General features: G+C 70.1%; 14 protein-coding genes. 11 read left to right on the top strand and 3 right to left on the bottom strand.

The window, feature by feature from the left end:
• Positions 1–48: 48 nt before the first annotated feature.
• Positions 49–1,869: a DUF2207 domain-containing protein gene (locus JD276_RS03960; RefSeq protein ID WP_200114108.1), complete on the bottom strand. Its 1,821-nt coding sequence runs from the start codon at positions 1,867–1,869 to the stop codon at positions 49–51.
• Positions 1,870–2,054: 185 nt separating this feature from the next.
• Between JD276_RS03960 and leuA the strand changes: the two genes are divergently transcribed.
• The 7 genes from leuA to JD276_RS03925 all read left to right on the top strand — a co-directional run bounded on the left by leuA (position 2,055) and on the right by JD276_RS03925 (position 11,435).
• On the top strand, positions 2,055–3,821 hold the full coding sequence (leuA, locus tag JD276_RS03955) for a 2-isopropylmalate synthase (RefSeq protein ID WP_200114107.1): 1,767 nt from the start codon (positions 2,055–2,057) through the stop codon (positions 3,819–3,821).
• A gap of 143 nt (positions 3,822–3,964) precedes the next feature.
• A complete protein-coding gene (ruvA, locus tag JD276_RS03950; RefSeq protein WP_200114106.1) occupies positions 3,965–4,615 on the top strand; it encodes a Holliday junction branch migration protein RuvA in 651 nt (216 codons plus the stop codon).
• Positions 4,612–5,610 carry a Holliday junction branch migration DNA helicase RuvB gene (gene ruvB, locus JD276_RS03945; protein WP_200114105.1) on the top strand — a complete coding sequence of 333 codons (999 nt, stop codon included), beginning with the start codon at positions 4,612–4,614 and terminating at the stop codon, positions 5,608–5,610. The genes ruvA and ruvB overlap by 4 nt, the downstream gene beginning before the upstream one ends.
• Before the next feature lie 60 nt (positions 5,611–5,670).
• Positions 5,671–6,087 (top strand): preprotein translocase subunit YajC, encoded by a 417-nt coding sequence (gene yajC, locus JD276_RS03940; protein ID WP_307866434.1) that lies wholly within the window; start codon positions 5,671–5,673, stop codon positions 6,085–6,087.
• A 125-nt stretch (positions 6,088–6,212) separates the two neighbouring features.
• Positions 6,213–8,027 carry a protein translocase subunit SecD gene (gene secD, locus JD276_RS03935; protein WP_200114103.1) on the top strand — a complete coding sequence of 605 codons (1,815 nt, stop codon included), beginning with the start codon at positions 6,213–6,215 and terminating at the stop codon, positions 8,025–8,027.
• A 2-nt stretch (positions 8,028–8,029) separates the two neighbouring features.
• Positions 8,030–9,079 carry a protein translocase subunit SecF gene (gene secF, locus JD276_RS03930; protein WP_200114101.1) on the top strand — a complete coding sequence of 350 codons (1,050 nt, stop codon included), beginning with the start codon at positions 8,030–8,032 and terminating at the stop codon, positions 9,077–9,079.
• Positions 9,080–9,170: 91 nt separating this feature from the next.
• The gene (locus JD276_RS03925; protein WP_200114100.1) at positions 9,171–11,435 is read left to right on the top strand and encodes a RelA/SpoT family protein; all 2,265 of its coding nucleotides are present in this window, start codon (positions 9,171–9,173) and stop codon (positions 11,433–11,435) included.
• 238 nt (positions 11,436–11,673) lie between these two features.
• On the opposite strand, the gene JD276_RS03920 is transcribed toward JD276_RS03925, so the two are convergent.
• Both JD276_RS03920 and JD276_RS03915 read right to left on the bottom strand, forming a co-directional pair.
• On the bottom strand, positions 11,674–12,252 hold the full coding sequence (locus JD276_RS03920) for a hypothetical protein (RefSeq protein ID WP_200114099.1): 579 nt from the start codon (positions 12,250–12,252) through the stop codon (positions 11,674–11,676).
• Between the two features lie 130 nt (positions 12,253–12,382).
• On the bottom strand, positions 12,383–13,618 hold the full coding sequence (locus tag JD276_RS03915) for a DUF349 domain-containing protein (protein WP_200114262.1): 1,236 nt from the start codon (positions 13,616–13,618) through the stop codon (positions 12,383–12,385).
• A 116-nt stretch (positions 13,619–13,734) separates the two neighbouring features.
• Between JD276_RS03915 and JD276_RS03910 the strand changes: the two genes are divergently transcribed.
• The 4 genes from JD276_RS03910 (at position 13,735) to alaS (ending at position 19,246) form a co-directional block, all read left to right on the top strand.
• Entirely contained in the window at positions 13,735–15,231 is a 1,497-nt protein-coding gene (locus JD276_RS03910; protein WP_200114098.1) for a replication-associated recombination protein A, read from the top strand.
• Positions 15,232–15,486: 255 nt separating this feature from the next.
• On the top strand, positions 15,487–16,116 hold the full coding sequence (gene rpsD, locus JD276_RS03905) for a 30S ribosomal protein S4 (RefSeq protein ID WP_200114095.1): 630 nt from the start codon (positions 15,487–15,489) through the stop codon (positions 16,114–16,116).
• A 170-nt stretch (positions 16,117–16,286) separates the two neighbouring features.
• Positions 16,287–16,508 carry a hypothetical protein gene (locus JD276_RS03900; RefSeq protein WP_200114093.1) on the top strand — a complete coding sequence of 74 codons (222 nt, stop codon included), beginning with the start codon at positions 16,287–16,289 and terminating at the stop codon, positions 16,506–16,508.
• Positions 16,509–16,591: 83 nt separating this feature from the next.
• Positions 16,592–19,246 (top strand): alanine--tRNA ligase, encoded by a 2,655-nt coding sequence (alaS, locus tag JD276_RS03895; protein ID WP_200114092.1) that lies wholly within the window; start codon positions 16,592–16,594, stop codon positions 19,244–19,246.
• Position 19,247 lies beyond the last annotated feature (1 nt).

The following is a 19,247-nucleotide window of genomic DNA, read 5'->3' as shown; positions in this document are numbered from 1 at the left end:
GCTGCAGTGGCAGCACCGGCCGCTGGCTCGAACGCTCCGCGTCCTCGCTCAGCGGCCGCCCGAGAACCCGCCTCCGCCTCCGCCGCCGGAGAACCCGCCGCCGCTCGAGCCTCCGGAGCTGCTCGAGGTGTAGCTCACCGACGAGGTCAGCGAACTCGTGAAGGAGGAGATGGTGGACGTCAGGTCGCCGATGCCGTGGGCCGCGACCCCCGGGTACCAGACCGGGACGTAGCCGGGCTGCTCGCGGTACTTCACCTCGAGCACGCGGCTCCACTCCTTCTCCAGGTTGAAGAGCATCGCGTAGGGCAGCAGCTTCTCGTAGAGCTCGATCACGTCGACCGTGCCGTCCTGCCGCCGCTCGGCGCCCTGGTAGGACTGCAGCATCTGCAGACGGTCGGCCTCGGCCACCTTGATGAAGAGCTCGACGCCCTCCAGGTACTCCCGCCACTCGGCGCCGACCGGCGTGTAGACGCGCTGCTTCGAGATCGCGGCGATGCCGAAGGCGAACGAGAGGAAGCCCGCGATGATGCCGATCACGGGAACCGCCGACTCGCGTCCCGATGCGAATCCGAGCACCGTGAGCACGGCGATGACGACGGCCAGCCCGAGCGCGACGAATCCGAGGACCCGACCGGCCGGGCTGCGCTCCTTGGTGAAGTATCCGCGCTGCAGCGCCTCCTTCCCGCCCATCGAGGCGAGCTCGCTCATCCGCTTCCCGAACGCATCGTCCTTCTGGGGCAGTTCGAACGCGACGCCGGGCTCGAGCGTCGCGAACAGGTGCCGCATGGTCGTCCGGTCCAGCGGATCCTCGGCCCGGGCGGGGTCCAGCACGCGGAGCACCGGCTGCCCCTGCTTCGGGCCGAACAGCCCCCGGGTCTCCTCGCCCTCCTCGATCCGGATCGCGCCCGAGACCGCGAGATGCACGATCTCGGCTGCAGGCGCGCTCGTCGACGTCCCCGCCACCGAGGCGGCGATCAGGGGCGGCAGGCTCCGGGGCACGTCGTACTGTGCGACGACGGTGCCGCGCCCGCTCTTCCGCTTCTTGCGCTTCAGACCGCCGATGGCGAACAGGCCGGCAGCGCCCGCTGCGAGGCCGGCGCCGGACACGACGAGCGGCAGCACGTCGAGCAGCGGAGCGGGAAGCCGCTGCGGAGGCTGCTCGACGCTGCCCGGTTCCAGACCGATGGCCACGGTCACGCCCTCGCCGGGGCCGAGCCCCGGCACCGAGATCCGGAAGCCGCCCTCGCCTCCCGTGACCCCGCACTCGTCGGTCGATTCCGCCGGGCCCGAATAGCATCTCGCGTCGCCGTTCAGCCGCGCCGCGAGCTCGGGCGAGAACTCGATCTCGGCCGAGAACGCGTCGATCCGCTGCCGGTGCTCGAAATCGGTGAGGTCCCAGTAGAACTCGTCGGCCTCGCCGTCGTCGCGCGCGAGGATCACGTCGCTCAGCGTGTACTCGATGACGTAGGTCTGCACGCCGTGCACGTACGAGTCGTCGCCCGTCAGCACGGCCGTGAAGCCGTCGTCGTGCTCGACCTCGAACGGTACGGGAGCGCCCGAGGCGTCGGTGACGGAGAAGTCGCGCGGGTCGGTCGAGGCGCCCTCGTAGTCGTCGGGAAGGCCGCGGACGAGTCCCCGGTTCTGGTCGTAGTCGGGGAAGCGCGCGGTCAACGTCTCGGTGACGCGGGCGACGGCTCGCCCCGCGTCGTCGACGCCGATGCGGTAGTCGACGTCCCACCGGTCGTAGCTGAAATCGGAGACGTCCGCCTGCGCCGGGGGCGGGGGAGCGGCGCCGACGCCGAGCAGCGCCGCCGTTCCGAACATCGCAGCGAGAACCAGGCCGCGGAGCATTCTTCGCGAGTTCTTCATGTCTTCACCCTATGAAGTCCCGCCCGCTCCGCGCATCGGGCGGGCTCGCGAGTCGTGATACGATCAACGCATGCTGTTCGGCTCGCTTCTCCTTAGCCGCCGCGACGAGTCCTAGACTTCCAGGCCTCCCTCGTCGCGGCGTTCGTGTTGGCTGAGCAAGATTCGAAGCGAGAGAAGACGAGACCATGAAGAACATGCAGCAGTCCTCCGGTATGCCGACGCATCGCTACCGGCCGTTCCACGAGATCATCCAGGTCGACCTCCCGGATCGCACCTGGCCCTCGAAGCGGATCACCGAGGCGCCCCGCTGGTGCGCGGTCGATCTCCGCGACGGCAACCAGGCGCTCATCGATCCCATGAGCCCCGAGCGCAAGCGGATCATGTTCGATCTGCTGGTCAAGATGGGCTACAAGGAGATCGAGGTCGGGTTCCCGAGCGCGAGCCAGACCGACTTCGACTTCGTCCGCCACCTCATCGAGGAGGGGGCGATCCCCGACGACGTCACGATCCAGGTGCTGACCCAGGCACGCGAGCACCTCATCAAGCGCACGTACGAGTCGCTGGTCGGGGCCAAGCAGGCCATCGTGCACCTGTACAACTCCACCAGCATCCTGCAGCGCGACGTGGTGTTCCGCTCCGACAGGCAGGGCATCAAGCAGATCGCGCTCGACGGCGCGCGGCTCTGCCGTGCGAGCGAGCCGATCTGCGCGGGCACCGAGATCTTCTACGAGTACTCGCCGGAGTCGTACACCGGCACCGAGCTGGAGTATGCCGTCGAGGTGTGCAACGAGGTGCTCGAGATCCTGGAGCCGACGCCCGAGCGCAAGGTCATCATCAACCTGCCGGCGACCGTCGAGATGGCCACCCCCAACGTCTACGCCGACTCGATCGAGTGGATGAGCCGCCACCTGAACCACCGCGAGAACGTGATCCTCTCGCTGCACCCGCACAACGACCGCGGCACCGCGGTCGCGGCGGCCGAGCTCGGGTACATGGCGGGCGCCGACCGCATCGAGGGCTGCCTGTTCGGCAACGGCGAGCGCACCGGCAACGTCGACCTGGTGGCGCTCGGCATCAACCTCTTCACGCAGGGCATCGACCCGCAGATCGACTTCTCCCGCCTCGACGAGGTGCGCCGCACCGCCGAGTACTGCAACCAGCTGCGCGTGCCCGAGCGGAGCCCCTGGGCCGGCGACCTCGTCTACACCGCCTTCTCCGGATCGCATCAGGACGCCATCAAGAAGGGGTTCGAGCGGATGGCCCGAGACGCCGAGGCGGCGGGCGTCTCGATCGACGACATCGAGTGGGCCGTTCCCTACCTGCCCGTGGACCCGAAGGATCTGGGCCGCTCCTACGAGGCCGTGATCCGCGTCAACTCGCAGTCGGGCAAGGGCGGCGTCGCGTACCTGCTGAAGACGGATCACTCGCTCGACCTGCCGCGTCGGCTGCAGATCGAGTTCAGCTCGGTCGTGCAGGGCGTCACGGACAGCGAGGGCGGCGAGGTCTCCAGCGACGAGATCTGGCGCATCTTCCAGGATGAGTACCTGCCCGTCACCGGCGACTCGACGGCGGCGCGCTGGGGGCGCTACGAGCTGTTCCGGACCGCCTCGACCAGCGCCGGCGACGGCGTCACCGAGCTCACCGTCGACTACCGCGACGGCGAGGGCGAGCACCAGTTCACCTCGCGCGGGAACGGCCCGGTCGACGCCTTCCTCAACGCGCTCAACGAGGCGGGCCACGCCGTCACGCTCTTCGACTACGTCGAGCACGCGATGAGCTCGGGCGGCGACGCGGTGGCCGCCGCCTACGTGGACCTCGAGGTGGACGGCCAGCGCCTGTGGGGCGTCGGCATCGACCCGGACACCACGCGGGCGACCCTCAAGGCGATCGTCAGCTCGGTGAATCGGGCCGTGCGCAGCGGGCGCCGGCAGCAGCAGCCCGTCGGAGCGTAGTCCCTCCGGGCCGCGGCCCGATCGGCGCACGCCGCGACGGCGGGATCCTCCCGGAGCGGGAAGATCCCGCTGTTCGTACTTTTGTTCGAATGGGGCGGTGTGGCGGGCGCGCGACGTCGGACGTCGGCTCTAGGCTGGGGCTCGTGATTGCATCGATTCGTGGTCGGGTGATGTCGGCGGGCGCCGGCTGGGTGGTGGTGGAGGTCGGCGGCGTCGGCATGCGCGTCGAGGTGCCCAGCGGCCGGGTCTCCCAGGCGGCGCCGGGCGAGGACGTCGCCCTGCACACCTCGCTGATCGTGCGGGAGGACTCCCTGACGCTGTTCGGCTTCGCGACGCCCGAGGAGCTGGAGGTGTTCGGGCACCTCATCGCGGTCTCCGGCGTCGGCCCGCGCAGCGCGCTCGGCGTGCTCTCGGCGCTCACCCCCGGCCAGATCGTGCGGGCCGTCGCCGCGGAGGACGAGAAGCCGTTCAAGCAGGTCTCGGGCATCGGGCCGAAGACGGCCAAGCTCATCGCGGTCTCGCTCGCGGGCAAGATCCAGACCCTCTCCTTCGCGGAGGAGGCGGTCGAACCCGAGGCCCCGGCCGATCCCGGCGACGGTGTCGCCGAGAGCGTGCAGATCGGTCTGGTGGGGCTCGGGTGGGCGGAGAGCGAGGCGGCGCAGGCGGTGCGCGATGCCCGCGAGGCCGGGGCGCCCTCCGATCAGGGCGGTCTGCTGCGCGCGGCCCTCGCCCTGCTGCAGAGCGGCCGGCCCGGCGCCCGCGGCGCCGCTGCGGGACGGAGCGCGAAGCGATGACGGGCGAGCTGTCCGCCCAGGTCTCGCCCTCCGAGCTGGGCTACGAGGGAGCTCTTCGACCGGGCTCGCTCGAGGAGTTCGTCGGTCAGGCGAAGGTGCGCCGGCAGATGCGCCTGCTGCTCGACGCCGCGCAGATCCAGCAGCGCACGCCCGACCACATCCTGCTGGCGGGCCCCCCGGGCCTCGGCAAGACCACGCTGTCGATGATCGTCGCGGCGGAGCTCGACAAGCCGCTGCACCAGACCTCCGGCCCGGCGATTCAGCACGCCGGCGATCTCGCAGCCGTGCTCTCCGCGCTGACGCCGGGGGAGGTGCTCTTCATCGACGAGATCCATCGCATGGCCCGCAGCGCCGAGGAGATGCTGTACCTGGCGATGGAGGATTTCAAGATCGACATCATGGTGGGCAAGGGCGCGGGCGCGACCTCGATCCCGCTCGAGCTCTCGCCGTTCACCCTGGTGGGCGCGACGACGCGCGCTGGGCTGCTGCCGAACCCGCTGCGCGACCGCTTCGGCTTCACGGCGCACCTCGAGTTCTACGCCGAGGACGAGCTGGAGAGCGTCGTGCGCCGCGCGGCTCGCCTGCTCCGCTTCGACATCGCCGCGGGCGGCATCGAGGAGATCGCCGGTCGGTCCCGGGGCACCCCCCGCATCGCGAACCGTCTCCTGCGCCGTGTGCGCGACTACAGCCTCGTCCACGAGGTGCCCGGCGACACGGAGAGCGTGCGCGCGGCTCTGGCGCTGTACGACGTCGACGAGCACGGGCTCGATCGCCTCGACCGAGAGGTGCTGCGGGCGGTCGTGGAGCGCTTCGGCGGCGGTCCCGTGGGTCTCTCGACGCTCGCCGTCTCGGTCGGCGAGGAGGCGGAGACGATCGAGTCGGTGGTCGAGCCGTTCCTCGTGCGGGCGGGCCTCATGACGCGCACGCCCCGGGGCCGGGTGGCCACCCGCCTGGGGTGGGAGCACACAGGTATCCCCGTACCGGATGCCCTATAGTCTTAGGGAGTTTGTGCGCTCCGGCGTGCGCACCCCTGCCCCACCAGCGAAAGGACCCTTGTGGATCCCACAATGCTCATCATGCTCGCCCTCATCGGCGTGCTCATCATCTTCATGTTCCGCAACGGCAAGAAGCGGCAGCAGGCGATGCAGGAGCTCCAGAACGGGCTCCGCCCGGGCGCCGAGGTGATGCTGCAGTCGGGCATCTACGGCACGATCGAGAACGTGGACGAGGAGCAGAACCGCGTGACGATCCTCAGCGGCACCAGCACGCTGATCGCGCACCGCAGCGCGGTCGCGCAGATCGTCGCGCCGGTCGAGGGCGAGACCGAGGAGCTCGGCGGCGGGCTGGCTCCCGACGACGACCCGGCGTTCGGCGAGCGCCTGACCGACGAGGATCCCATCGCGGAGCCCAAGATCGACGACCGCCCGACCCAGGGGGACGAGCCGGGCGACACGCAGCCGCCCAAGGCCTGACGAACCCGGACCGGGTCTCCTCCCGACCTTTCGAACTGGCGGTGCGCTCCGTGCACCGCCAGTTCGTCGGCTGTGGACGGCCCGGTTCGCCTCACCCCCACCCTCCAAGAGAAAGCAGTTGATCCGTGGCGTCCACACCCGCCGTGAGGAGAGCTCGACGCTCCCTCACCCTCCTGCTGGTCATCATCGTCGGGCTCGTGGGGCTGATCACGCTGGGCGTGTTCCGCAGCGACGCGACCTGGACGCCGAAGCTCGCGCTCGACCTGCAGGGCGGCACGCAGATCCTGCTCGCACCGCAGCAGACCGGCGGCGAGGCGGTCAGCGGCGAGCAGCTGCAGCAGGCCGTCTCGATCATCCGGCAGCGCGTGAACGCGTCGGGCGTCTCCGAGGCGGAGGTGACGACGCAGGGAAGCCAGAACATCTCGGTGTCGATCCCCGGCAAGGCCGATGAGGCGACGCTGCAGCGCATCGAGGCGTCCGCCCGCCTCGAGTTCCGTCCGGTGCTCATGCAGGACATCGGCACCCCGGTGCCCGAGGGCGCGGAGGGCTCGGACGAGGCCTCCGCGGAGAACGGCGATGGAGCCGACGAGGGCGCGGAAGGCGGGGAGGCCGCCGAGGGGGAGACCGAGGGCGGCGCCGACGCGTCGGACGCCGAGCCGGCCGAGGGCGAGGCGGACACCTCCGCGGTGGATCCCGACCCGCTCCCCGAGGAGGCGGGGGACCTCGCCTGGGTGACGCCCGAGCTGCAGCAGCGCTTCACCGACTTCACGTGCGAGGCGAATGCGGCGCCGACGGCCGACGAGACCCCGGCCGACCGGCCGCTGATCGCGTGCGACAGCAGCGGCACGGTGAAGTACATCCTGGGCCCGGTGGAGCTCGGCGGCGAGGTCATCACCGACGCGACGGCGCAGCCCGAGACCACCTCCACGGGCGCCACCACCGGCGGCTGGGCCGTGCAGATCACCATGGACGACGAGGGCACCGAGGTCTTCGGCAAGATCAGCACGCGGATGTTCGGCGCGCAGCCGCCGCTGAACCAGTTCGCCTTCGTGCTCGACGGGCAGGTGCTCTCGGCGCCCGAGATGAACGCCCAGATCCTCAACGGGCGGCCGTCCATCACCGGCGGTTTCACCCAGGACTCGGCCCAGGCCCTGGCCGATCAGCTCAAGTTCGGCGCGCTGCCCCTCAGCTTCGAGGTGCAGAGCCAGGAGGACATCTCCGCCACGCTCGGTTCGAACCAGCTGCAGGCCGGTCTGCTCGCGGGCCTCATCGGCCTGCTGCTCGTGGTGGTCTACTCGCTCTTCCAGTACCGAACCCTCGGCACGCTCACGATCGCCTCCCTCGCGATCGCCGCGGTGCTCACCTACCTGCTGCTCACCTTCTTCTCCTGGCGGCAGGGGTACCGCCTGAGTCTCGCGGGCGTCGCGGGCATCATCGTCGCGGTCGGATTCACCGCCGACTCGTTCATCGTCTACTTCGAGCGCATCCGCGACGCGCTGCGCGACGGCCACTCCCTCGAGGGGGCGGTGGAGAACGGCTGGAAGAAGGCCATCAGGACGATCCTCGCGTCGGACGGCATCAACGTGCTCGCCGCGGTCGTGCTGTTCATCTTCGCCATCGCCAATGTGCGGGGCTTCGCCTTCACCCTGGGCCTCACCACCCTCGTCGACATCCTCGTCGTGGCGCTGTTCACCCACCCGATGATGGCGCTGCTCGCCCGCACGCGCTTCTACAGCGAGGGTCACCGCTTCTCGGGCCTCGACCCCCGCCAGCTGGGAGCCGTCTACCGGGGCCGTGCGCAGTTCCGGGCTCCCGTGACCGCCGGTCGCGGCGCGGGCAAGAAGACGCAGGCGAGCCGTCGCGAGGCCGAGCGCCGACAGACCATCGCTGAGCGGAAGGCGGCCGAGGCCGCGGGCACCTCAGCCGGAAAGGAGAGCTAAGCATGGCTCGCTCATTCGCCGAGTTCGGCAACGCTCTCTACACCGGCGAGAAGTCCATCGACTTCATCGGGCGCCGGAAGATCTGGTACGCCATCGCGGCCGTGCTGATCGTGCTCTCGATCGTGGGGCCGCTGCTGCGCGGCGGGTTCACCCTCGGGATCGAGTTCACGGGCGGCAGCCAGTTCCAGCTGCACCTCTCCGACGCGCAGGATCGGGATCCGGCCGTGGCCGAGGACGCGGTCGCCGAGGTGCTGCCGTCGAGCGCGCCCCGCGTCAGCCAGGTCGGCGCCACCGATCTCCGCGTGCAGACCGAGGCGCTCGACGACCGCGAGAACCAGGAGGTCATCGCCGCCCTCGCCGACGCCTACGGCGTCGAGGAGACGGACATCACCTACTCGTTCGTCGGACCGGCGTGGGGGCAGGACGTCACCAAGCAGGCGCTGATTGGCCTCATCGTGTTCATCCTGTTCGCCGCGCTCGTCATGGCGATCTACTTCCGCACGTGGAAGATGTCCGTCGCGGCGCTCGCGGCCCTCTTCCACGACCTGATCATTACGGCCGGCGTCTACGGCATCTCCGGCTTCGAGGTCACCCCCGCGGCGATGATCGGCTTCCTCACGATCCTCGGCTACTCGCTCTACGACACGGTCGTGGTCTTCGACAAGATCCGCGAGAACACCTCGCCGGGCGAGCTCAACGACCGGCGGACCTTCGCCGAGTCGGTGAACCTCGCGGTGAACCAGACCCTGGTGCGCTCCATCAACACGTCGGTCGTCGCCGCGCTGCCCGTCGCCGCGATCCTCTTCATCGGCGCCTTCGTGCTCGGCGCGGGCACCCTCCGGGACATCTCGCTCGCGCTGTTCATCGGCATCCTGGTCGGGGCCTACTCGACCATCTTCATCGCCGCGCCCTTCTACGCGCAGCTCCGCCAGCGGGAGCCGGCGGTGCACAAGCGCGACGAGCGCGTGCTGAAGGCGCGGGCCCGCGGCGAGGCCGAAGATGCCCCGGAGGCCGACGCCCTGACGGCCGACTCCTCGGGTTCGGACCGCTAGCGGCGAACATGCGGCGATGCGCGCCTCACCGGTTCGTGAACTCGTGCTCGAGTGGTGTACCGTTCATTCATCTGAGCTGAGGAGGTGACGCGTGGCTGGAAGCGATCTCGCGGGCAACAGCACGACCCCGCTTCGACGCCTCGTCCCGAGGATCTTCTCGCGCGCCGGCACTCCGGGAGCCGTCGACCAGCTGATCCGCACGGTGCGCAGCAACCACCCGAAGAGCGACACCTCCGTCATCGAGCGCGCCTACACCGTCGCGGAACGCGCCCACCGCGGGCAGAAGCGCCGAAGCGGCGAGCCCTACATCACGCACCCCATCGCGGTCGCGCAGATCCTCGCCGACCTCGGCGTCGCACCCGTCGCGGTCGCCGCAGCCCTGCTCCACGACACGGTGGAGGACACCGAGTACGCGCTCGAGCAGCTCACGACCGAGTTCGGCGGCGAGATCGCGATGCTCGTCGACGGCGTCACCAAGCTCGACAAGGTCAAGTACGGTGACTCGGCCCAGGCGGAGACCGTGCGCAAGATGGTCGTCGCGATGTCGAAGGACATCCGCGTGCTCGTCATCAAGCTCGCCGACCGCCTGCACAACGCGCGGACGTGGGGCTTCGTCCCCTCCGAGTCGGCCAAGCGCAAGGCCCAGGAGACGCTCGAGATCTACGCCCCGCTCGCGCACCGTCTCGGCATCCAGTCGATCAAGACCGAGCTCGAGGATCTCTCGTTCGCGGTGCTGAAGCCCAAGCTCTACGCCGAGATCGAGAACCTCGTCACCCAGCGCAACCCGAAGCGCGACGAACTGGTCGGCGTCGTGATCCACTCGATCGAGTCGGACCTGCGCGACGCGAAGATCCGCGGAGAGGTCACGGGACGTCCCAAGGAGCTCTACTCGATCTACCAGAAGATGATCGTGCGCGGGCGGGACTTCGACGACATCTACGATCTGGTCGGCATCCGGGTGCTCGTGAACTCGATCCGGGACTGCTACGCGGTGCTGGGCGCGGTCCACGCCAGGTGGACCCCGATCCCGGGCCGTTTCAAAGACTACATCGCCACCCCGAAGTTCAATCTCTACCAGTCGCTGCACACGACCGTCATCGGGCCCGACGGTCGCGCGGTGGAGATCCAGATCCGCACCTTCGAGATGCACCAGCGGGCCGAGTACGGCGTCGCCGCGCACTGGAAGTACAAGCAGCAGAGCGGTCAGGGCGGGCAGCAGGCTCCGCAGACCGACATGGCCTGGCTCGCGCACATCTCCGACTGGCAGGCCGAGACCGAGGATCCCGGCGAGTTCCTCGACGCCCTGCGCTACGAGATCGGCGCCAAGGAGGTCTACGTCTTCACGCCGAAGGGGCGCGTCATCGGGTTGCCCGCGGGCGGCACCACGGTCGACTTCGCCTATGCCGTGCACACCGAGGTGGGCCACCACACCATGGGCGCGCGGGTGAACGGCAGGCTCGTGCCCCTCGAGACGGAGCTGCACAACGGCGACGTGGTCGAGGTCTTCACCTCCAAGGATCCGGAGGCCGGGCCCAACCAGGACTGGCTGAGCTTCGTGAAGAGCAAGCGGGCTCAGAACAAGATCCGCCAGTGGTTCACGAAGGAGCGGCGCGACGAGTCGATCGAGCACGGCAAGGAGGAGATCACCCGCGCGCTGCGCAAGCAGAACCTGCCGCTGCACCGCATCATGAACTCCGAGTCGCTGCAGCAGGTGGCCCTGCAGCTCCGCTACGTCGACGTCACCGGTCTCTACGCCGCAGTGGGCGAGGGGCACGTGTCGGCGCAGTCGGTCATCGAGAAGGTGACCGCGCTCATCGCGGACGACGAGGCCTCGACCGAACCGGCCGTGGCGACCACGGTGGCCTCGCAGACCTCTCGCCCCGCGCGCTCGGGCAAGTCGGACACGAACAGCGGCGTCACGGTGAAGGGCGCCTCCGACGTGCTGGTCAAGCTGGCGAAGTGCTGCACCCCCGTGCCGGGCGATGAGATCAAGGGGTTCATCACCAAGGGCCAGGGCGTCTCGGTGCACCGCACGGACTGCCACAACTTCCTCGCACTGCAGAGCCAGTCGGATCGGCTCGTCGACGTCGAGTGGGCTCCCACGGCGAAGAGCGTCTTCCTGGTGCAGATCCAGGTGGAGGCGCTCGACCGGTCCGGGCTGCTCTCGGACGTCACCCGCGTTCTCTCCGAGCACCACGTGAACATCCTCTCGGCGTCGGTGCAGACCTCGAGCTCCCGCCTCGCGATCAGTCGCTTCGTGTTCGAGATGGCGAACTCCACTCACCTCGAGCGCGTGCTGGGCGCGGTGCGACGGATCGAAGGCGTCTACGACGTCTACCGCGTCAGCGGGGGGTAGGGGAGGGGCGGCTCGGCCCGGTTGCCGGCCGTCGCTCGAGCCGCGGTGGTTGCTCGGCCGGGTCGGCGGTCTCCCGCGGTGGTCGTCGGTGTCCGCTCGAGCCGCGGTGGTTGTCGGTGTCTGCTCGAGCTGCGGTTCCCGTCGGTGTTCCTTTGAGCCCGCGGTGGTTGTCGGTGTCTGCTCGAGCCGCGGTTCCCGTCGGTGTTCCTTTGAGCCCGCGACGGCTGTCGGTGTCCGCTCAAGCCGCGACGGTCGTCGATATCCGTCCGAGCCGTTCGAGGGCGATGCGGCGGTGTCTCGCCGGGCCGGACCGCAGCAGCTCGGAGACGGCGGCGGCACCGCCGGGGATGTTCCGGAACAGCAGTCGGCAGGCGACGGCGTGCTCGATCGGGAAGCGGCCCGGCAGGCGGAGGAGGTCGGAGACGGTGCGCACGGGTGTCATCACTCCGAACGCCCCGAACCGGGTGACGTCGGCGGGAGTGTGGCTCAGCTGCCGGACCCGCTCGTTCGCCGCGCAGCGGTCCGGTCTGCGCACCCCGGCGGGAGTGCTGAACTGCAGTGGGGAGCCGGGCGACCGCGCAGCTCCCCAGACCCATGCGGCCGTGAGATACGCGGCCACGTACCCCCGGTCGAGCCAGGGCGCGAGCGCCGTCGCGCGCACCCGCGGCGTCTCCGGCCATCCGATGGAGCGGTGGCCCGGTCCGCAGCGCACGAGCGAGCCGCGGAGCGTCTCGGCGGAGCGGAGGGCTGCCGGCCAGAGGTCGAGCCGGGGCGGCGGCGGGCCCCTGTGCGGCGGGGGAAGGAGAGAGTCGTCCATGCCCCTATGATCGGTCACCCGAGACGCGACGGCCAGGCCAGGAGCGGGAATGTGTATGACTCGCCGCTGAGAGATGCGAAACGCCCCCTGTGGACGGATCCACAGAGGACGGATGGCGCCTCGTCCGGCGTCAGTCGGCGATGGCCGCCAGCCAGGACTGCTGAGTGGCCAGCTTCTGCTCCGCCTCGGCCTGAGCGCGGGAGTCGCCCGAGGCCTTCGCCGCATCGATGGTCTCCGTGAGCTCCGCGATGGACGCCTCGAGCTGCCCGCGCAGACCCTCGCTGCGGGCCTTCGTCTCCGGATTGGTCTTGCGCCAGTGCTCGTCCTCGAGCTCCTTCACGTGGTCCTCGATCTTGCGGAGCCTGCCCTCGACCTGCCGCAGGGACTCCCGGGGCACCCGGCCGATCTCGTCCCAGCGCAGCTGGATCGCGGTCAGCTTCTTCCTGGCGGAGACCCGATCCGCGTCCTGCAGGATGGGCTCGGCCTCGTCGAGGAGCGCCTCCTTGGCGGCGAGATTCGCCGAGTACTCCTCGTTCGTCTGCGCCACCTCCTCGGCCTTCGCCTGATAGAGCACGTCACCGGCTGCCTTGAACCGAGCCCAGAGCTGGTCGTCGAGCTTGCGGCTGGCCCGCCCGGCGGCCTTCCACTCGTCGAGCAGGCCGCGATACGCGGGAATGCCCTCGACGCCCTTCGGGGCGAGCGCCTCCGCGGCGGCGATGATGCGCTCCTTGCGCTGCTTCACCTCTTTGTTGTTGGCGTCCATCTGGGCGAAGTGCGCGCGGCGCGCGGAGTCGAAGGTCTGCCTGGCCGAGCGGAAGCGCTTCCAGAGCGCGTCGGCCTGCGACTTCGGCACCTGCGGGCCGGTGCGCTGCGAGGTCTGCCAGTCGGTGAAGAGCTGCTCGAAGGCCTGCCCCGTCTCCTTCCAGCGGATCGAGCTCTCGGGCTGCGCCGCGAGTCGCTCGGCCTCAGCGACGATCGACTCGCGGTGGGCCAGCGCCTCCTTGCGGGCGGCCTCGCGCTCGGCCTGCTGCTTCTCGCTGAGCTCGTTCGCCTTGCCGCCGAGCTTGGCGACGCGCTCGCGGAGCGAGGCGATGTCGCCCACCGCGGCGGGCTCGACGAGCTGCTCCTGCAGGCGCGAGACGGTGTCGGCGACATCGGCGGGCGCGGTGCCGCGCGCGATGCGCTGCTCGAGGATGGAGACCTGGCCCTCGAGATCCGCGAACTTGCGGGTGAAGTAGGCGAGCGCCTCCTCGGGGGTCCCGTCGGGGAACTCGCCCACCGCGCGCTCGGTGTCGCCCTCCCGCACGTACACCGTGCGGTTCTCGTCGACTCGTCCCCAGGGCGTCTCGTTCGTCGCTTCGCTCACCGTGCTACTCACCTGTCGATAGTGGGGTCGGTTCGGAGGCCGACCGGGATAGACTCTTCCCACTATGCCACAGCGCAGTAGCCGTGTGTGTCGGCGGTGCTCGATACCATGGCCGCATGAACTCCTCGGCTTCTCCCGGTCAGACTGCGCCGCTCGCGGTGCGCATGCGGCCGCGTTCGCTCGACGAGGTCGTGGGGCAGCGGCACCTGCTGCGAGCGGGCTCGCCGCTGCGCGTGCTGGCCGCGGCGGAGGACGGCACGAGGGGGGCCGTGTCCGTCATCCTCTGGGGCCCTCCGGGCACGGGCAAGACCACGCTGGCCCAGGCCATCGCCCACTCGAGCGGCCGCCGCTTCGTGGAGCTCTCGGCGGTGACGGCGGGCATCAAGGACGTGCGCACGGTGATGGAGCGCGCGCTGAACGACCGCGATCTCTACGGCGTCGCCACGGTGCTCTTCCTCGACGAGATCCATCGCTTCACGAAGGCCCAGCAAGACGCACTGCTCCCCGGCGTCGAGAACGGGTGGGTCACCCTGGTGGCCGCGACCACCGAGAACCCCTCCTTCTCGGTGATCAGCCCGCTGCTCTCCCGATCCCTGCTGCTGACCCTGGAGCCGCTCGACGACGACGACCTGAGGCAGCTGCTGCTACGCGCGGTCGAGGATCCGAGGGGCCTGGGCGGATCGGTGCGGCTGTCGGAGGAGGGGCTCGAGGCGCTCGTGCAGCTCGCGTCGGGCGACGCGCGGCGCGCGCTCACCGGTCTCGAGGCCGCCGCGGCATCGGCGCTCGCGAGCGCGGGTGACGCAGACACAGACGGCGGAGAGACGGAGGACGGCGGAGAGACGGAGGACGGGGAAGAGGGAGCGGCAGAAGCGGACTCAGGTGAGCACGAGAGCCCCGGCGAGCAGGAGAGCCACGACGGGCACGCGGGCGCAAGTGACGGCGGGCGCCCCGAGGGAGAGGGCGGCCATGCGGGCTCCGTCCCGGTCATCACGGCGGAGATCGTGTCGAAGGCCGTCGATCGGGCGCTGCTGCGCTACGACCGCAACGGTGATCAGCACTACGACGTGATCAGCGCCTTCATCAAATCGCTGCGCGGCTCCGATCCCGACGCCGCGGTGCACTACCTGGCGCGCATGATCGAGGCCGGCGAGGATCCGCGGTTCATCGCGCGGCGGCTGATGGTGCACGCCGCCGAGGACGTGGGTCTCGCCGATCCTCAGGCGCTGCCCATCGCCGTGGCCGCTGCGGAGGCAACGCAGCTCATCGGGCTGCCGGAGGCGCGGATCCCGCTCGCGGAGGCGACGATATACATCGCCACGGCTCCGAAGTCGAACGCGGCGATCGTCGCCATCGACTCGGCGATCGCCGACGTGAAGGCGGGCCGTTTCGGGATGGTGCCGAAGCATCTGCGCGATGCCCACTACCCGGGTGCGAAGCGCATGGGGCACGGCAGGGGGTACGTCTACCCGCACAGCGACCCCCGAGGCGTGTCGCGGCAGCAGTATCTCCCCGACGAGCTGGTCGATCGCGTCTACTACTCGCCGTCCCAGCACGGCAACGAGCGCGAGATCTCGGAGCGCCTCGAGAAGATCCGCCGCATCACACGGGGCTGATGGGCCGCAGCTCTGCCGGTCGTCTGGTAGACTGTTCGCTGGCCAACACCGCCCCGCCGCTGGCTGCAGGCGGGGAGCAGGTGGCAGTCGCCCTGTAGCCGGGTTTCTGCAACTGGTCGTTCCCTCACCGATAGCGGTTCGCTGCGTCGCGTGCATCGGGTGCGAGAGCATACGATGCGGGCGCAGCCTGGCCGAGAGAACACGCGGTTCGACCCTGAACCGCGGCAACGAAGACAGAAACCCGAAAGGACCCACGTGTCGACTACGTCGCGTACCCGCTCGAAGACCCGCCTCTCCCGCTCGCTCGGGATCGCCCTGACCCCGAAGGCCGCGCGCTACCTCGAGAAGCGCCCCTACGGCCCCGGCCAGCACGGCCGCACCAAGCGCAAGAGCGACAGCGACTACGCCGTGCGTCTGCGCGAGAAGCAGCGTCTGCGGGCCCAGTACGGCATCCGCGAGAAGCAGCTCGTCATCGCGTTCAACGAGGCTCGTCGCCAGGACGGCCTGACCGGTGAGAACCTCGTCGAGCTGCTCGAGATGCGCCTCGACGCCCTCGTGCTGCGCGCCGGCTTCGCCCGCACCACGGCGCAGGCCCGTCAGCTCGTCGTGCACCGCCACATCCTCGTCGACGGCAAGATCGTCGACCGTCCCTCCTTCCGCGTGAAGCCGGGTCAGCTCATCCACGTCAAGGAGCGTTCGGAGAGCCTCGAGCCCTTCCAGGTCGCTGCCGCCGGCGGCCACGCCGAGGTCCTGCCCAACGTCCCGGGCTACCTCGAGGTCGAGCTCGACAAGCTGCAGGCGCGCCTGGTGCGTCGTCCGAAGCGCGCCGAGGTTCCCGTGACCTGCGAGGTCCAGCTGGTCGTCGAGTACTACTCGGGCCGCTGATCGCCGAGACGGTGTGAAGAAGGGGGTGTCGTTCGCGGCACCCCCTTCTCGTCGTTCGGGGCCGACCCGCGGCGGGTCCGCTGAGCGGGCGCCCATGCTCTCCGACTAAACTGGAGGGCATCGTTGCCTCGGCTCCCGGGTCGGGAGCGTTCAGGCGGAAGGATGAGGGAATGCGCAAGCTGTTCTGGTTGCTGTTCGGAGTCGTGCTCGGCTTCGTCGCCGCCCACTTCGTCAACCAGTCCCCGGAGGGTCGCCGCTTCTTCGAGCGGGTGAACCGGGGCACGCGGGAGTTCGGCGACGCCCTCGCCGCGGGCTACCGCGCCGCCGAGTCCGCGGGGGAGGAGGCGCTCGACGAGGTCGAGAGCGCCCTCCGCGAACTCAACGAGAAATAGGCGCCGGCCGCCCTTCCCCGCGCAGCGCGCGTCCGCAGCGCGGCGCACCCCCGTTCACGATTGATAAGGATCGACGTTCTCTGATGCAGACCGCTGAAATTCATCGCCGCTGGCTCGACTTCTTCGAGAAGCGCGGTCACACCGTCGTGCCGTCGGCATCGCTCGTCAGCGACGATCCCAGCCTGATGTTCACGGTGGCGGGCATGGTTCCGTTCGTGCCCTACCTCTCCGGGCTCGTCCCCGCCCCCTATCCCTCGGCGACGAGCGTGCAGAAGTGCATCCGCACCAACGACATCGAGGAGGTCGGCAAGACCCCCCGGCACGGCACGTTCTTCCAGATGTGCGGCAACTTCTCCTTCGGCGACTACTTCAAGGAGGGGGCGATCCGCTTCGCCTGGGAGCTGCTGACGGCGAGCGAGGAGGAGGGCGGCCTCGGCTTCGATCCCGAGGACCTGTGGGTCACCGTCTACGAGGAGGACGACGAGGCGCGGGCCCTGTGGCGCGAGATCGCAGGCCTGCCCGACGAGCGGATCCAGGGTCTCGGCAAGGACACGAACTACTGGTCCACGGGTCAGCCGGGGCCGGCGGGCCCCTGCTCGGAGATCTTCTTCGACCGCGGCCCCGAGTACGGGATCGACGGCGGCCCCGCCACCGACGACGACCGCTACGTCGAGATCTGGAACCTCGTGTTCATGCAGTACGCGATCACCGACGTGAAGTCGAAGACCGACTTCACGATCGTGGGCGAGCTGCCGAAGAAGAACATCGACACGGGTCTCGGCCTCGAGCGCGTCGCCTTCATCAAGCAGGGCGTCGAGAACATGTACGAGATCGACCAGGTGCGCCCCGTGCTCGACCGCGCCGCCGAACTGGCGGGCAAGGTCTACGGCGAGAACGAGGCCGACGACGTGCGGCTGCGCGTCATCGCGGATCACGTGCGCAGCGGCCTGATGCTCATCGCCGACGGCGTCACCCCCTCGAACGAGGGGCGCGGCTACATCCTCCGCCGCCTGCTCCGCCGGGTGATCCTGTCGATGCGCCTGCTCGGCGTCGACGGCCCGAGCTTCGCGGAGCTGTTCCCGGTCTCGCGCGATGCGATGAAGGGCGGCTATCCCGAGGTGGAGCGCGACTTCGACTTCATCTCGCGGGCGGCCTACGCCGAGGAGAAGACGTTCCTGCGCACCCTCGCGTCGGGCATCCAGATCCTCGACACCGCGGTGGAGACCGCGAAGGGCGCGAGCGCCGCCGTCGCCGGCGACACCGCCTTCCTGCTGCACGACACGCACGGCTTCCCGATCGAGCTGACCCTCGAGATCGCCGAGGAGGCGGGCGTCGCGGTCGACCGGGGCGTCTTCACGACCCTGATGCAGGAGCAGCGCGATCGGGCGAAGGCCGACGCGAAGGCCAAGAAGGGCCAGCGCGCCGACCTCTCGGTGTACAAGGAGCTGCGCGGGCTCGGCGAGACGGTGTTCACCGGCTACGACGAGCTCGTCCACGAGAGCCGGGTGCTCGGGATCGTCGTCGACGGCGCTCCCGCCACGGAGGCGCGCGAGGGCGACGTCGCCGAGCTGGTGCTCGCGGAGACCTCGCTGTGGGCCGAGTCGGGGGGCCAGGACTCCGATCAGGGCGTCATCGTGGGCGACGGCTTCGAGGCCGAGGTGCTCGACGTGCAGAGGCCGGTCCCCGGCCTCGTCGTGCACACCGTTCGCGTGACCGTCGGCACGGTCGGGCTGGACGCCCGGGCGGAGACCCGCGTCGACGCCGACTACCGTCGCGGCGCCACCCAGGCGCACTCCGGCACGCACATCGTGCACGCGGCGCTGCGGGACGTGCTGGGCCCGAACGCCCACCAGGCCGGCTCCTACAACAAGGCCGGGTACCTGCGCCTCGACTTCACCCACTCCGACGCCCTGAGCGCCGAGACGAAGAGCGAGATCGAGGAGATCTCGAACCTCGCGATCCGCTCCGACTACGAGGTCGTCACCCGCGAGATGGCGCTCGACGAGGCCAAGGCCCTCGGCGCGATGGCCCTCTTCGGCGAGAAGTACGGCGACCGCGTGCGGGTGGTCGACATCGGGGGGCCGTGGTCGCGCGAGCTCTGCGCGGGCACGCACGTCTCGAGCTCGGCCGAGGTCGGCATGATCAATCTCGTGTCGGAGAGCTCCGTCGGCTCCACCAACCGGCGCGTGGAGTCGCTCGTCGGCCTCGAGGCCTTCCGCAACTTCGCGGCGGAGCGCACGATCGTGCAGCAGCTGACGAGCGGGCTCAAGGTGCCGCGCGTCGAGCTGGTCTCGAAGGTGCAGGATCTCAGCGCGCAGCTCCGAGCGGCCGAGAAGAAGATCGCCGCGCTCGAGGCCGAGCGGCTCGCCCAGCGGGTGCCCGAGCTGCTGGCCGGCGCGGAGGAGATCGGCGGTCTGCGGGTGGTGCTCGCGTCGCTCGGCCGCGTGGGATCCGCCGACGACCTGCGCGGGCTCGCGCTGCAGCTGCGCGAGCAGCTCGGCTCCGCCGCCGGCGCGGTCGTGCTGGCCGGCGAGGCCGACGGCAAGCCCGTCGTCATTGCGGCCACCACAGCGGCGGGCCGCGACAGCGGCGTGCGCGCGGGCGATCTCGCGAAGCTCGGTGCGAAGGTGCTCGGCGGCGGCGGGGGCGGCAAACCCGACCTGGCCCAGGGCGGCGGCACCGACCCCTCGAAGATCGGCGAGGCGCTCGCCGAGATCCGACGGAGCCTGGGCGGATAGC

It is taken from the genome of Leucobacter chromiisoli (assembly GCF_016522505.1).
Lineage (GTDB): Bacteria > Actinomycetota > Actinomycetes > Actinomycetales > Microbacteriaceae > Leucobacter > Leucobacter chromiisoli.
This window is presented reverse-complemented; position numbering and strand designations above follow the sequence as displayed.

Bases quoted from the DNA above. Each gene is read 5' to 3' on its own strand.
- JD276_RS03960 (WP_200114108.1), bottom strand. From the start codon at position 1,869: ATGAAGAACTCGCGAAGAATGCTCCGCGGCCTGGTTCTCGCTGCGATG.
- leuA (WP_200114107.1), top strand. From the start codon at position 2,055: ATGAAGAACATGCAGCAGTCCTCCGGTATGCCGACGCATCGCTACCGG.
- ruvB (WP_200114105.1), top strand. From the start codon at position 4,612: ATGACGGGCGAGCTGTCCGCCCAGGTCTCGCCCTCCGAGCTGGGCTAC.
- secF (WP_200114101.1), top strand. From the start codon at position 8,030: ATGGCTCGCTCATTCGCCGAGTTCGGCAACGCTCTCTACACCGGCGAG.
- JD276_RS03920 (WP_200114099.1), bottom strand. From the start codon at position 12,252: ATGGACGACTCTCTCCTTCCCCCGCCGCACAGGGGCCCGCCGCCGCCC.
- JD276_RS03910 (WP_200114098.1), top strand. From the start codon at position 13,735: ATGAACTCCTCGGCTTCTCCCGGTCAGACTGCGCCGCTCGCGGTGCGC.
- JD276_RS03900 (WP_200114093.1), top strand. From the start codon at position 16,287: ATGCGCAAGCTGTTCTGGTTGCTGTTCGGAGTCGTGCTCGGCTTCGTC.
- alaS (WP_200114092.1), top strand. From the start codon at position 16,592: ATGCAGACCGCTGAAATTCATCGCCGCTGGCTCGACTTCTTCGAGAAG.